Annotated in this window: 14 protein-coding genes; 9 read left to right on the top strand and 5 right to left on the bottom strand. The window is 34.9% G+C overall.

Annotated elements, in window-relative coordinates:
• Nucleotides 1-40: 40 nt before the first annotated feature.
• Together ABWU69_RS00275 and ABWU69_RS00270 are read right to left on the bottom strand one after the other, a co-directional pair.
• On the bottom strand, nt 41-1,567 hold the full coding sequence (locus ABWU69_RS00275; RefSeq protein ID WP_353285173.1) for an acyl-CoA carboxylase subunit beta: 1,527 nt from the start codon (nt 1,565-1,567) through the stop codon (nt 41-43).
• A gap of 116 nt (nt 1,568-1,683) precedes the next feature.
• A complete protein-coding gene (locus tag ABWU69_RS00270; RefSeq protein WP_353285172.1) occupies nt 1,684-2,967 on the bottom strand; it encodes a hypothetical protein in 1,284 nt (427 codons plus the stop codon).
• Nucleotides 2,968-3,096: 129 nt separating this feature from the next.
• On the opposite strand from ABWU69_RS00270, the gene der reads away from it, so the two are divergent.
• The 6 genes from der to ABWU69_RS00240 all read left to right on the top strand — a co-directional run bounded on the left by der (nt 3,097) and on the right by ABWU69_RS00240 (nt 7,483).
• On the top strand, nt 3,097-4,422 hold the full coding sequence (gene der, locus ABWU69_RS00265; RefSeq protein ID WP_265034747.1) for a ribosome biogenesis GTPase Der: 1,326 nt from the start codon (nt 3,097-3,099) through the stop codon (nt 4,420-4,422).
• Nucleotides 4,419-4,940, top strand: coding sequence for a disulfide bond formation protein B (locus ABWU69_RS00260; protein WP_320157464.1), 522 nt, complete (start codon nt 4,419-4,421; stop codon nt 4,938-4,940). The genes der and ABWU69_RS00260 overlap by 4 nt, the downstream gene beginning before the upstream one ends.
• Nucleotides 4,915-5,457, top strand: coding sequence for a demethoxyubiquinone hydroxylase family protein (locus tag ABWU69_RS00255; RefSeq protein WP_265026130.1), 543 nt, complete (start codon nt 4,915-4,917; stop codon nt 5,455-5,457). The genes ABWU69_RS00260 and ABWU69_RS00255 overlap by 26 nt, the downstream gene beginning before the upstream one ends.
• A gap of 172 nt (nt 5,458-5,629) precedes the next feature.
• Nucleotides 5,630-5,857: a hypothetical protein gene (locus ABWU69_RS00250; protein WP_264705335.1), complete on the top strand. Its 228-nt coding sequence runs from the start codon at nt 5,630-5,632 to the stop codon at nt 5,855-5,857.
• Between the two features lie 42 nt (nt 5,858-5,899).
• Nucleotides 5,900-6,880 (top strand): phospho-N-acetylmuramoyl-pentapeptide-transferase, encoded by a 981-nt coding sequence (gene mraY / locus ABWU69_RS00245; protein ID WP_265035711.1) that lies wholly within the window; start codon nt 5,900-5,902, stop codon nt 6,878-6,880.
• Nucleotides 6,881-6,886: 6 nt separating this feature from the next.
• On the top strand, nt 6,887-7,483 hold the full coding sequence (locus tag ABWU69_RS00240) for a ribonuclease HII (protein ID WP_010082329.1): 597 nt from the start codon (nt 6,887-6,889) through the stop codon (nt 7,481-7,483).
• Between the two features lie 11 nt (nt 7,484-7,494).
• Here the strand turns inward: ABWU69_RS00240 and virB9 are convergent, their stop codons facing one another.
• The 3 genes from virB9 to ABWU69_RS00225 form a co-directional block, all read right to left on the bottom strand.
• A complete protein-coding gene (virB9, locus tag ABWU69_RS00235) occupies nt 7,495-8,277 on the bottom strand; it encodes a P-type conjugative transfer protein VirB9 (protein ID WP_265026132.1) in 783 nt (260 codons plus the stop codon).
• A gap of 187 nt (nt 8,278-8,464) precedes the next feature.
• Nucleotides 8,465-8,920: an outer membrane lipid asymmetry maintenance protein MlaD gene (gene mlaD / locus ABWU69_RS00230; protein ID WP_265034744.1), complete on the bottom strand. Its 456-nt coding sequence runs from the start codon at nt 8,918-8,920 to the stop codon at nt 8,465-8,467.
• A gap of 2 nt (nt 8,921-8,922) precedes the next feature.
• Nucleotides 8,923-9,237: an NADH-ubiquinone oxidoreductase subunit NDUFA12 family protein gene (locus tag ABWU69_RS00225; protein WP_264705331.1), complete on the bottom strand. Its 315-nt coding sequence runs from the start codon at nt 9,235-9,237 to the stop codon at nt 8,923-8,925.
• Between the two features lie 64 nt (nt 9,238-9,301).
• Here ABWU69_RS00225 and ABWU69_RS00220 point away from each other — a divergent pair, with 64 nt between their 5' ends.
• The 3 genes from ABWU69_RS00220 to purF are packed head-to-tail and all read left to right on the top strand — an operon-like array spanning nt 9,302 to nt 13,337.
• The gene (locus ABWU69_RS00220; protein ID WP_353285171.1) at nt 9,302-10,768 is read left to right on the top strand and encodes a proton-conducting transporter membrane subunit; all 1,467 of its coding nucleotides are present in this window, start codon (nt 9,302-9,304) and stop codon (nt 10,766-10,768) included.
• Between the two features lie 53 nt (nt 10,769-10,821).
• Complete coding sequence (gene rodA, locus ABWU69_RS00215) at nt 10,822-11,925, top strand: rod shape-determining protein RodA (RefSeq protein ID WP_265034742.1); 1,104 nt, start codon at nt 10,822-10,824, stop codon at nt 11,923-11,925.
• A 26-nt stretch (nt 11,926-11,951) separates the two neighbouring features.
• Entirely contained in the window at nt 11,952-13,337 is a 1,386-nt protein-coding gene (gene purF / locus ABWU69_RS00210) for an amidophosphoribosyltransferase (protein WP_265026137.1), read from the top strand.
• The last annotated feature ends 21 nt before the right edge of the window (nt 13,338-13,358 follow it).

Genomic DNA, 13,358 nt, shown 5'->3' with positions numbered 1-13,358 from the left:
TATAATATTGCATAACTTGTAAGCAAGGCTTAGAAGAAAGTTACAGAGGTAAGTTGTCATGCTTTTTCCATATCCTTTCTACTTTCTTGTTTTTGAGTAGCTCTAACGCTTTGTGAAAGTGGTACCTTGTTTTACTTGGCACTATTATATCATCAATGTACCCATACGATGCAGCAAAAAATGGATTAGCAAATTTCTCTTTATATTCTTTTATTAATGTTTGCTGATCTTTTTCATGCCTAAATATAATTTCAACTGCACTTTCAGGGCCCATTACAGCTATTTCAGCAGTTGGCCAAGCATAATTTATGTCACCTTTTAAATGTTTCGAGTTCATAACGATATATGCACCACCATACGCTTTTCTAGTGATAAGGCTAATTTTCGGCACAGTCGCTTCAGCGTAAGCGTAAAGCAGTTTCGCTCCGTGTTGTATTATATTATTGTACTCTTGATTTGTACCCGGCAGAAATCCTGGAACATCAATAAGTGTGATGATCGGAATGTTAAATGCGTCACAAAACCTCACAAACCTTGCAGCTTTTCTTGAAGAATCAATATCCAAACATCCTGCAAGGTGCATAGGTTGATTTGCAACAATACCAACAGTATTTCCTCCAATTCTACCAAAGCCAATTATGATATTACGAGCAAAATCAGGTTTCAGTTCAAAGAATTTCTTCTCATCGCACACCTTTTCAATAAGTTCATACATATCATAAGGAGTATTAGGATTGCTAGGAATTAGAGTGTTTAAGGATTCATCAACATCATTAACTGAATCACAGGTTGATTTAGGTTTAGGTGATTCTTGATTATTTGCTGGTAAGAAAGTAAAGAATTCACGCATTTTTAGCAGCATTTCAACATCATTATTGAATGCAAAATCCGCTACTCCTGTTTTGCTTGTATGAATTTTTGCTCCACCAAGGTCTTCGAAACTTACATCTTCGTAGGTAACCTTTTTTACTACATCTGGTCCGGTTATAAACATATATGAACTGTTTTTCACCATGAAAGTAAAGTCAGTCAATGCTGGGGAATAAACTGCACCACCAGCACATGGCCCCATGATTAAAGAGATTTGTGGTATAACACCCGATGCATTTACGTTTCTTTGAAAAATTTCTCCATAACCAGCAAGAGAACTTACTCCCTCCTGAATTCTGGCTCCACCAGAGTCATTTAGTCCGATAATTGGAACCCTGGCATTAATTGCCATATCCATAATTTTGCATATTTTTTTTGCATGTGACGCACCAAGTGACCCACCAAAGACGGTAAAATCCTGAGAATAAACAAAAACTTTTTTGCCATAAATAGTGCCATGGCCAATTACAACACCATCACCTAAAAAATTAGCATTTTGCATGCCAAAATCAGCTACGTGATGCTTCACGAATTTATCGTATTCCTCAAACGAATTTTCATCGAGCAGTATACTGAGTCTTTCTCTGGCAGTTAATTTCCCTTTTTCGTGTTGTTTATTGATTCTGTTAGAACCACCTCCTTTTTCAGCTTCTAGTGCTTTGGTTTTTAGATTTTCTAGTATTTTGAAGTCTTGCATACGATAAAGTAGTTTTTAAATTGGTTGTAGACTTTATTAAGTGTACAAACTCTACTACTATACACATACACTATTGCATGTGGCAATAGTGTATGTGTATAACAATTATTAAAACTTTAACCTTGACGTTGGCAATTAAAATGAGAACACTTTGATATACTAACTTCTTCCAGAACACTAAATTGCTCATTTTGTTTTCCGTTTTTCTCTTCGATAAAACTTTTGGCTCTACCAATGATCTTTTCTGTACATGATTTCCCTTTTAGTGTTTCATAGTGCTTTAAGAAAAGCTTGCAGTTTTCACCGTCCATATGCACCATTATTTTGCCAAAGCTTGAGGCATTTTCAGGCTTGTCAGCCTTTTCAGAAGATAGAGTCATTACAATCTTTTCACTGTTGCTTATTGGAAAAGTCATCTGGAATCTGCCCTTTATATCATGATATTTTCCACCTTGTATTCGTATTACATCATCTCCTTCCCCGATCTTTAATGCTCCATCTAAATTTTGAAATTCTGGATTACTCAGGAATTTTGCAGGAATCACAATGCTTGCTTCTGGACACTGTATACAATAAAATTTATTATCTCTTTCTACTATAACATCTTTTATCACATTTTCTTCTCCATCTTTTTCAATGCCCTCACATACAATTTGTTTTAGATTTGATAAATAGCTGGTATGTTTTTCCAGTAGACTTGTTGGCAATAACTTCAAAGCTTCCTCACTCATATAAGTGCCTGTTGAAACTAGATCGGACATTTTTGATGAAAGAAGATCTAGTTGATATCTTTCATAAGTGGACAACTCTTGTGTTTTTAGGATATATAAGTTGCGCACCAAAAAATCTATTAATGATGTATTCTCAGAGAACGCATAACATGGCATGCCAAACATTATCTTTTTGTCTTTTCCAAGTGCTATGAGCTCTAGCGATTCCTTTATCATTCCCTCTGCAACTGTCTCATCGCTATACAAGTGTAAGGTGCTAGCTTGACGTCTTGTGCTCAATAATGTACTCAAGGTATTTTCACGTATACATTCATCAACTTGTTTATACATTGTTATGTCTGATTGAGATGCGTTCGTCGCTTCTAACGCTTTAGGCTCACCTTCACCATCTTCTATTATAAAAGCTTTATTTAGTATATTGTGATCAAGTGTATCTTCTATTATAAAAGTTTTATTTAATACATTGTGATCAAGTGTATCTTCATCCTCAGGCTTATCCATATCCTTTATATATTCTGGTTTGTATGATACATTGAGTGTATCTTCAGACTCATCTACATCTTCATCATCCATGATCTTATCTTCAAAACCCTTGTAACTACCTGGAGAACCACAATACCCCTCATCTATCGAATCTGGATTATGCTTTTGTATACCTTGACCTACCATACATCCCCCTACTTGACATAATAAAACAAGAAATTCTAGTTATAGTATGCTCGCGTGATCTATAAAGTCAATAGTTAAATTGCAAGATTTCGGTTATAATTTACTGTGTATAGAAGGTGCTCTTAAATTATGCTAAAAATCGCTATAGTAGGCCTACCAAATGCTGGTAAATCAACTCTTTTTAATAGATTGGTGGGAAGAAAAGCAGCGGTGGTCAGCAATATTCCAGGGGTTACACGAGATAGAAGAGAAGGAATAGGCAGAATTAGCGATTTAGAGTTTAAAGTTATAGATACAGGAGGATGGAACGACCAAACTAGTTTTTCACTGCAAGTTATTGAGCAAATAGAATTTTCTTTATTGAGTGCAGATGTCATTTTCTTTCTTGTTGACGCAAAAGTGCAAAATGAGCAAAACAAAGAACTTGCAAAGTGGCTGAAGAGAAAAATGAATAAATCTGTAATCCTCATAGCAAATAAATGCGAGAGTCATAAGTCTGAAAATGTTGATTATTTGCAGTTTTTTGATTTTATAGGCCCGGTATACATCTCTGCCGAACATAATCTTGGTATGGTTGATCTTTATGATGCACTAGCTGGTGTTATTGAAGATTTAAATGAGGACACTGAACTACTTGAAAATGAATCCAGCAGACTTAGAATTGCAATCATCGGTCGTCCAAATGTCGGAAAATCAACTTTTTTAAACAGCTTGCTTACAGAAAACAGAGTAATAGTGAATTCAGAGCCAGGCACAACACGTGATTCTTTAGATATTGTATACGATCATAATGGAAAGCTAATTACTCTCATCGATACCGCAGGAATCCGCAGAAAGGCTAATGTTACAGATAAATTAGAATCAAGATTTGTTGAGAAAAGCTTAGAATCAATAAAGCGCTCTCATGTGGTAGTTTTAATGCTAGACTCCCTACTTGGTATTGAGCAGCAGGATTTATCAATTGGTGAAGCTGCAATCAAAGGAGGAAAGGGGATTATCGTTGTTTTAAATAAGTGGGATTTAATAAATAAAGATGACAGAAGTAAATTAATAAAATTTGTCAAACAACAGGAAGTGACTCGGTTATTCTTGGGAGTGCCAACTATAACAATTTCTGCGTTAAAAGGTATGCGCTGCGGTGATGTGGTAGATAAGTGTCTTGAAGTGAGTGAATCTTTGAACAAGAAAGTCAGCACTGCAAAACTGAATAAGTGGCTAATTGAAGCTTTAGATAGGCACTCTCACCCGCTTGTAAAAGGCAAAGCAGTTAAAATGAAGTATATCGCTCAAATTGGTACTAAACCTCCAGCTTTTTCTTTGATATGTAACATACCTGAAAGTGTTGATGAAAGTTACAAACGCTATTTAATTAATGATCTTAGAAAAAATTTCTTTGCTGAAGGCGTGCCAGTCAGATTACTTTTGAAAAAAAATAAAAATCCCTATGCAAAATGAATACTCTGCTTTATACTTTCAGGGATAATTTACTTAAAGTTATGTGTAATAACTCCAGAATTCCTACAGTCTTTCTGCTATCAAGTGCTTTTGCTCTAATTTTTGCATATGTGCTAGAATATTTTTTCAACATGCTGCCATGCAAGTTATGTACATACGAGCGAATAGTTTACTATATCGCCGGATTACTTGCAGTAGCGTGCATGCTTAAAAACAACAAAATTCTAATCTATGCAATGTTTTGCAGTTATCTCGTAGGTGCAATAATATCTTTTTACCATGTAGGCCTTGAACTTCATTGGTTTCATGACATTTTAGGATGCACAGAGCAAGTAAGTAGTAACGCTAGTGTAGAAGAGTTAAGAAATAATCTGTTAAACCCTAATTACTCTCCATCTTGTGACAGACCTCATTACGTTCTAGGTGTTTCCCTAGCAACATGGAATCTAATTTATCTCATAGTAGCTCTGTTCGTATCAGGTAAAGTGTATTGTGGAGAAAGAAAGAAATCTAAATAATTTAAGGTACAGCAACAATCGGTTCTTGCAACAAGCAATTAGAGTAAATCATGCTGGAGAATATGGAGCTATTTGCATTTATTCTGGTCAAAAATTTATTCTTAAAAAATCTTCTATAATCAATGAAATAATTGAAATGGAAGAGCAGGAAAAAAAGCATTTTCACTATTTTAATGAGAAAATCAAGGAGCAAAAAGTTCGTCCTACTGTTTTGTTGCCAGTTTGGCGTGTGTTAGGAATGTCGCTTGGCGTTGCAACTGCCATTATGGGCAAAAAAGCTGCTATGGCTTGCACTGCTGCAGTTGAAGAAGTTATAGGGGAGCACTACAGAGAGCAAGTTTCACATTTAGAAGATGGAGAATTAAAAGAAACTATAAGTAAATTTCGTGACGAGGAGTTAGAGCACAGAGATATTGCAATTCAGCACAATGCTGAAAGCGCATTTGGCTACAACATTTTATCTTCATTCATAAAAACAGGCTGCAAAGCTGCTATTTACTTGTCCAAGTTAATTTAACTAAGCAGCTTTCTTAAAGTGTGTTTAATGTTCTGATGACAACAGAAACCAGGAAGAAATTCAAGTGTAACAGTTACTTTATAACTATATTTACATATCACCATTATTAATAAATAATTAGTATTTGTAAATTAACTACATCCAGAGTATAGATTACTAAAGAGGGATAAAAGTGCGTTTTAATTTAGAACCAGGAGATACTGCTTGTGATGGTAGAAGTAAGCTCGTAGCTGTCAAAATAAATAACGAAGAAAGAATTAACTTACCTTTCACATCTTACATTTTCGATAAGGATCATTTTGTCATATCTAACTTTAGACACAATCCGATGAACGGCGTACTAACCAATTTATCTCAAGGACTACAATTAAAGCTAGAAAAAGCAGGAGATGATTATTGACCTTACCCAGATGGTATGATACTTAGTCAATTAAATAAGCAGATGATCTTAGCTACAAAAATATTTTTTACCTCATTTGTTTTTGGATTTATTCTTTTTCCCTATTTTATAAAGCTTCTAAAAAAAATAAGTAAAGATGGGCAACCAATTAGATCATGTGGACCAGAAAGTCATTTAATAACAAAAAAGAATGTACCACCTATGGGCGGAATAATAATACTGATTTCTTCTTTATTACCAATTTTACTCTGGGCTCAGTTAACACCAGAAATCTTGCTGCTGATATTGACAACTCTATTTTTTGCTCTACTTGGATTTATTGATGATTATTTAAAATTGAAGACAAATCACTATCGAGGTTTAAGTGCAAAAACCAAAATACTTATTCAGTTTATTGTTGCTCTGGTTGGTGTGTTTATACTTAAGCTATACTCTGCTGAAGGTTTTACAAAAACGTCCCTATTTAAAGGAGTAATAATTGATTTTGGCTATCTATATGTCCCATTCGCTGCGTTTGTAATTGTCGGCTCTTCTAATGCTGTGAATCTCACAGATGGTTTGGATGGCCTTGCTGCAACTCAAGTCATCACTTCCTTTGCTTTTTTGGGGCTAATTGCATACATAACTCAAGCAGATATGAATATTACTTTATTCTGCATTGCATTTATAGGAGCTATTCTAAGTTTTTTGTGGTTTAACACACATCCAGCAAAAATATTTATGGGTGATGTTGGTAGCTTGTCGGTAGGCGCAGCTTTAGGGTTAATTAGTGTCCTAATTAAAAGAGAAATGCTTTTTGCCGTTATTGGAATAATCTTTGTAATAGAGACTCTATCTGTAATTATTCAGATATCATATTTTAAATATACAAAGTTTAAATATGGAGAAGGAAAAAGAGTTTTTCTTATGGCACCAATACATCATCACTTTGAGAAGAAGGGATGGTCAGAAAATGTAATCGTTATGAAATTTTGGATAATTTCTATTATCTGTTCAGTTTTTACTATAACTTTCTTATTATAAAAACCTATGAAATACCCAGACTTTACATTAGAAAATAAATTATCAGGAGTGATAGCAGGAGTGGATGAAGTTGGAAGAGGTCCGCTAGCTGGTCCAGTAATATCCGCAGCCGTAGTGTTTATTGATAGAAATACAATTATTGATGGAATCAACGACTCGAAAAAGTTGACTCCTCAATGTAGGCAAGTCCTATATGAAAAAATAACATCCGTTGCAAAATTTGGTATAGGAATGGCAAGCGTAGAAGAAATAAATTCATACAATATCTTGCAAGCAACAAAACTTTCAATGAAACGTGCGTTAATAGACTTGGACCTAGAATTAGATTATGTGCTAGTTGATGGTAATCAACCACCTGAAGTGAAATGGCAAGTGAAATCCATAGTAAATGGTGATAATTTGAGTACATCAATTGCAGCAGCTTCAATCGTTGCAAAAGTTACGAGAGATCGGCTTATGCAAGAATTGCACAATAAGCATCCTGAATATAATTGGTATAAAAATAAAGGATATGGGACAAAAGAGCACCTTAACGCTATTGGCCTTTATGGAATTACAGAACACCATAGAAAAAATTTTGCACCCATATCTCGGGCATTATAGCCTTTAATCACTCACCCTTTTTTGAAAGGCGCATTTTCATTAAATAGGCAAACTGTACTTGATCCATTCCTTAAGGTAAACACTGAACTCACCCTTTCGATTATCAGGTAGTCGTCAACTGTACGGAAGTTTACTAAAGACTCATACCCTGCAGAATCAACCATAAAAACTGCCGGGAAATCAGAGTTTATTTTATTGAATTGCAGATATGTAAATTTTCCATCATCAAAAACCTTAATTGGTATTATTGACTGACTGCCTTTAACGTGCGAGATGGAATAATTAAAATTTAATCCCTTCTTTACAACTTCAATGTCGTTTATATCAGGAATAATGTTATGACTAGCTTGTTCGAAGATATCACCGTTATTTGTTGTGTAAATCTCATCACTGCTAAATAGTGGATAAAGAAACCTTACTTCATATGCTAATCTTGGATCATCTAGTCCAGTTGCTTCTTCAGCATGAAGCTCAAAGTAATAAACTCTTTTATTGGTAATTATAGTTGCGTTAGTATCGGCAATATCATCTATAGGCTTAATAAACAATCTGTTACCTTGAGGAAGGAGTTGCCAACCAGTTGAATCACCCATTGAAAGGTTTTGTATTACCTCCCCTGGTTCAAACAATATGCTGGATTGATAACCATAAAAACCCGTATACTTATGTATAGCCTGTGGGTTATAATTTATCACCTTTATGTGATCATCTCCAGCTATTGAACGTGGCTCCTGTTTTGCAAGTGCATCACTACCACAGAGGAACAACAGTACGGCAAACAGTAAACCAATCATAATATCAAAATAAATTAATCTTCATTTTATCATTGATAGACATGCACTGCAACTGTTAAGCTATACTATAAACCCCAATTATAGGTTAGCAAGCGGTAGAAAAGGCAAGAAATAAGGCAAACTCCTTAAATACTTTAGAACTACAGGAGGCTTCACCTAAACGGATATACTTGGAATCCTGCCATTTTCACTTCGTAAACATACCAATAATTTTGTCCATTATTCCACCCATATTTGCTTCAGCTTGAGTATGCTCTATTTTACCACCATTCAAAATTAGTTTAGCATCTGACCCAGGTGATATATTAACAAATTTACTACCAACAACTCCACTGCTAGTGATCAGAGCTGAACTATCAATTGGCAATTTTATGTCTCTGCTTATACACATATCGATTCGTGCTACGTAGGTAGCTTTATCAAGTGATACACCAGTTATGCTTCCAACGTCCACACCAGAGATCTTGACACTATCACCAACTCCTATACCGTTAGCGTTAGCAAAAAGACCATATATTTTATTGCAATCCTTATAGTTTTTCTTTATGTAAGATAGCTTATCAATAGCAAAGAAAATCAGAAAAATAGTAAAAATTAATACAAATAATCCAGCGGTTATTTCAAGTATATTTGACCTTCGCATCTTTAGTTATCAGGACTCCAGCTTTTATAGTAATTTTTCACTTTTTGGTTTGGATAGTATGCATCTTTTGTACCCGTTAAATTAGGAGTATGTTTTACTTTTCTTTTTTTATTATTAACTGGTACTACATTATCAGTATAGTGAAGCCATATATGCCATTCCGGAGGCACTGTTGTAGGCTCAGAGACACTGCTATATATAACCCACCTTTTCCCTTTACTTGATTCATAGTAAGAATTTCCATTTTCATCTCTTCCTACAAATTTATCTTCTCTTCGTAATAGGCGTTTTATTGCATTACAAACTTTAGATAACATAAGGGTATTAAAACAAAAAGTATTATATATACTAATACTTTAACGATATATTAACAACAATTTAATGCAATTACCAATTTTACAAGTTATTATACCAATAATTGCATCAATGTTTTGCTTTCTTGCCAAGAAACACAAGGTGTCTTGGTTTATTTCTTTTATTGCAACAACAATCACTCTTATCATTTCATCGATACTACTCATTAAAACATATAAAGGCGAGATTATAACTTATCACCTTGGAAATTGGGCTCCTCCGTACGGCATAGAGTTAAGAATCGACGTGTTAAACTCCTTGATTCTAACTTTGGTGAATTTTATAGCGCTGATTAGTGTGCTTTATAGCTTTTATATTAACGAAAAAGAAATTAGCAAAAACAAAATCACTGGTTTTTACTCTCTATTTCTGTTGTGCTTAAGCGGACTATTCGGAATTTTAGTAACAAACGACATATTCAATCTTTATGTTTTTTTGGAAATTTCATCTCTTTCTTCTTATGTATTAGTTTCAATGGGAAGGGATAAGAAAGCTCTAGTTGCAGCATTTGAATATCTAATTAGTGGAACAATAGGCGCAACATTTTATTTATTTGGCATCGGGCTTTTGTACTCCATGACAGGAACGCTCAATATGTCTGACATGGCTGAGAGAATAGTGCCATTATACGATAATAACATCATAAAACTTGGCACATTGTTCATTTTTGTTGGTCTCTCAATCAAAATGGCACTATTTCCATTAAGCAGGTGGCTGGTTAATGCATATAGTGAGGCACCAAGTTTCATTAGCATATTCTTTTCAGGCACAGTAACTAAAGTGATGATATATGTTTTCATCAGAATCTTTTATACCATTTTCCAACAAAATTTTTTCTTGTTTAAGCCGCTGTTGGACAATGTGATAATTATCCTCGCACTTTGCGCTACTGTATTTGGGTCGATATTTGCAATAACCGCAAAAGACATAAAAAGACTGTTTGCTCACTCTAGTATTAGCCAAATTGGTTATATAATTTTAGCACTGAGTTTTAACTCAAAAACAGGTGTATTTGCAGCAATTCTTCACATAGTAAACCACAGCATAATAAAAACATCTTTATTCATGGCTGCAGGATATATTTCTTACAAATTTGATACAACAAAAATAGAGAATTTATCGGGACTCAAGGAATCAATGCCTTATACAGCACTTGCGTTCACTCTACTCAGTTTAGCATTAATCGGTGTGCCTTTAACAAATGGCTTTGTAAGCAAGTGGTATATAATGAAAGCAATTATCGAATCTCATGCGTGGATTTCCCTTGTAACATTTGCTGCTGGCTCTTTCCTTGCATTGATATATATGTGGAAGATGGTAGAGAAAATGTATTTTGAAGATGATGCAACGTCACGCACTGGAATGACACCGGACAAAATTAATGATGTGCCATTTCCTATGCTTTTCTGTCTATTATTTATGGCAGCTTTAACAGTAGTAACTGGAATATATAGCACTTCAATTCGGTTAGTAGTTGAGAAGTTGGTTTTTTGATTTTTATCTTTGTTTCATATTTTACTATACTTTAAGGTTATAAGGTCTTTATTGTGGATAGGCTGAAGAAGATTCATTGGTTGTTAGTCATTAACGTGATAGCTCTGTTTTGCGTTGGCATTGTTGTTCAATACTCTTCTGCTGGAGGAAAGTGGGTGCCATTTGCGATTCACCAACTGGTCATATTCTCCTTCTTTTTCCTACTCGCTATAGCTATGTCATTCATAGAACTAGATTTTTATTTGAAGCACGCCTACTTTTTTTATATAGCAGCAACGATTTCGCTATTAGCAGTAAATTTTTTTGGCTCACACATAATGGGTGCGACGAGGTGGATAAGAATTGGGTCGATTAGTTTGCAACCATCAGAATTTGCAAAAGTGGGCTTAATACTTGTGCTTGCTCGCTATTTTGATAAGCAGAGTGTGTATAAAATGATGGAATTTAAAAGATTGCTTAAGGCACTTATAATTATTTTCTTACCCGTGTTCTTGGTGTTAAAGCAACCTAATTTAGGCACAGCTGTAATAATGTTACTTATAGGGATGTCAATTATATTCACAGCAATAATAAAAAGATCTCATTCAGTAATATGTGGAACTCTTGGCATTTTTGCAGTACCGGCTATTTGGCCTTTTTTACGTCCTTATCACAAGCAAAGGATATTGTCGTTTTTGGATTCATCAGTGGATCCACTTGGGATAGGTTATAATGCGCAGCAATCTCAGATAGCTATTGGTTCAGGAGGTTTACTTGGTAAGGGCTTTGTTAACGGAAGTCAAACTCAACTTGGATTTTTGCCGGAAAAGCGTACAGATTTTGCTTTTGCAGTGCTGAGTGAGGAGTGGGGCTTTTTAGGTAGCATGGCTTTAATTTTGCTTTATACCTCATTACTTGGAATAATTTTCTCTATCGCTTATAGGTCGAAAAATTATTTTTCTAAGTTAGTATCTATCGGAATTTTCGCCTTTTTTAGTGCTCATTTCTTTATAAACATCGGAATGTCAATAGGCCTCTTGCCTGTGATAGGCGACCCATTGCCATTTCTGTCCTATGGAGGAAGTACAACTGCTGCAAGCTTAATATGTATAGGGCTATTGCTGGCGATAAAAGCAGATGAACAACAAAATGCTTGTATTTCACCTATGCTAAAGTAAAATTAAACTTTAACTTAATAGTTGTTATGCTAGATGAAATGCGTGAGGAGTGTGGGGTATTTGGCATAAGTTGCAACCAAAGTGCTGCTTTTAACTCTATACTTGCTCTCCACGCTTTGCAGCATAGAGGTCAAGAGTCTTTTGGCGTAGCAACCAGTAACAACGATAAGCTGCACTCTTATCACTTTCAAGGTCAAGTGAGCAGCGTATTTGATGATATAGATGAAATAAAGAAATCCTTACCTGGAGATTGTGCAATAGGTCATGTTCGATACTCAACAAGTGGTAGTAAATTTGGAGTGCAGCCCATGTTTGGCAAAAGTGGCAAATTTGGGGATTTTGCCATAGCACATAATGGTAATTTAATTAATATTTCTCCGATACGCGAACAATTAATTAAACAAGAGTGCGTTTTTCAGTCAGATATTGATACAGAAGTAGTAGTGCATCTAACAGCAAGCGGTGAAAAAGATAGCTTCTTAGAGAGTTTTATATATGCATTAAAGCGAATACAAGGTGCTTATTCTTTTGTGGCAATCAATCAAGAAGTAGTTATTGGAGTACGTGATCCATCTGGAATCAGGCCTCTTGTTTTAGGAAAGTTAAACGGTTCTTACGTTCTTGCATCTGAAACTTGTGCTCTTGATATAGTAAATGCAGAATTTGTTAGAGAAATAGAACCAGGCGAATTAGTTACCATCAGTTCGAATAGTAAGCTAGCCTCAATGTTTCCTTTCCCACAGCAAAAATCAAGTTTTTGTATTTTTGAATACGTTTATTTTTCAAGACCAGACAGCATAATGGAGAATAGGTCTATATACGATACAAGAAAAGAAATAGGAAGAATACTTGCGAAGGAAAGTCCACCAAAAAACAATGTGGATATGATTGTACCAATACCTGATTCTGGAATACCTGCAGCTATTGGATACGCAGAACATTCAGGATTACCTATGGAACTGGGGATAATTCGTAATCATTACATAGGAAGAACTTTTATACAACCAACCGCTGAAGTACGTAAAGTTAGAATAAAATTGAAATTCAACGCTAATAAGCACATTTTAAAGGGTAAAAACATAATTTTAATAGATGATAGTATAGTGCGTGGTAGTACGTTAACAAATATAATAGTTATGTTAAAGGATGCAGGAGTAAAAGAAATTCACCTCAAAATTTCAAGCCCACCAATTAAGCATTCTTGTTTTTATGGAATAGATACGCCAGAGTGCAAAGATTTAATTGCTGCAAATAAATCTGTAGAGGAAATTAAGGAAGTTATAGGAGTAGATAGCCTAGCCTTCTTGAGTATTGATGGACTATATCAGGCTGTTAAAGCAGAAAAGCGTAACAATGCTACACCACAATATTGTGATGCTTGTTTCACTGGTGATTATCCGATTGGCAAATAGTCTACACAAGATCACTGAAGC

Source organism: Wolbachia endosymbiont (group A) of Beris morrisii, assembly GCF_964028185.1.
Classification (GTDB): domain Bacteria; phylum Pseudomonadota; class Alphaproteobacteria; order Rickettsiales; family Anaplasmataceae; genus Wolbachia.
The sequence above is the reverse complement of the archived record's forward strand: the minus strand, read 5'-3'. Positions and strand labels throughout refer to the sequence as shown.

Excerpts from the sequence above, each read along its gene's own strand:
- der (WP_265034747.1), top strand. The coding sequence starts at position 3,097 with ATGCTAAAAATCGCTATAGTAGGCCTACCAAATGCTGGTAAATCAACT.
- mraY (WP_265035711.1), top strand. The coding sequence starts at position 5,900 with ATGATCTTAGCTACAAAAATATTTTTTACCTCATTTGTTTTTGGATTT.
- mlaD (WP_265034744.1), bottom strand. The coding sequence starts at position 8,920 with ATGCGAAGGTCAAATATACTTGAAATAACCGCTGGATTATTTGTATTA.
- ABWU69_RS00260 (WP_320157464.1), top strand. The coding sequence starts at position 4,419 with ATGAATACTCTGCTTTATACTTTCAGGGATAATTTACTTAAAGTTATG.
- ABWU69_RS00240 (WP_010082329.1), top strand. The coding sequence starts at position 6,887 with ATGAAATACCCAGACTTTACATTAGAAAATAAATTATCAGGAGTGATA.
- purF (WP_265026137.1), top strand. The coding sequence starts at position 11,952 with ATGCTAGATGAAATGCGTGAGGAGTGTGGGGTATTTGGCATAAGTTGC.
- ABWU69_RS00270 (WP_353285172.1), bottom strand. The coding sequence starts at position 2,967 with ATGGTAGGTCAAGGTATACAAAAGCATAATCCAGATTCGATAGATGAG.
- ABWU69_RS00275 (WP_353285173.1), bottom strand. The coding sequence starts at position 1,567 with ATGCAAGACTTCAAAATACTAGAAAATCTAAAAACCAAAGCACTAGAA.
- ABWU69_RS00220 (WP_353285171.1), top strand. The coding sequence starts at position 9,302 with ATGCAATTACCAATTTTACAAGTTATTATACCAATAATTGCATCAATG.
- virB9 (WP_265026132.1), bottom strand. The coding sequence starts at position 8,277 with ATGATTGGTTTACTGTTTGCCGTACTGTTGTTCCTCTGTGGTAGTGAT.
- ABWU69_RS00225 (WP_264705331.1), bottom strand. The coding sequence starts at position 9,237 with ATGTTATCTAAAGTTTGTAATGCAATAAAACGCCTATTACGAAGAGAA.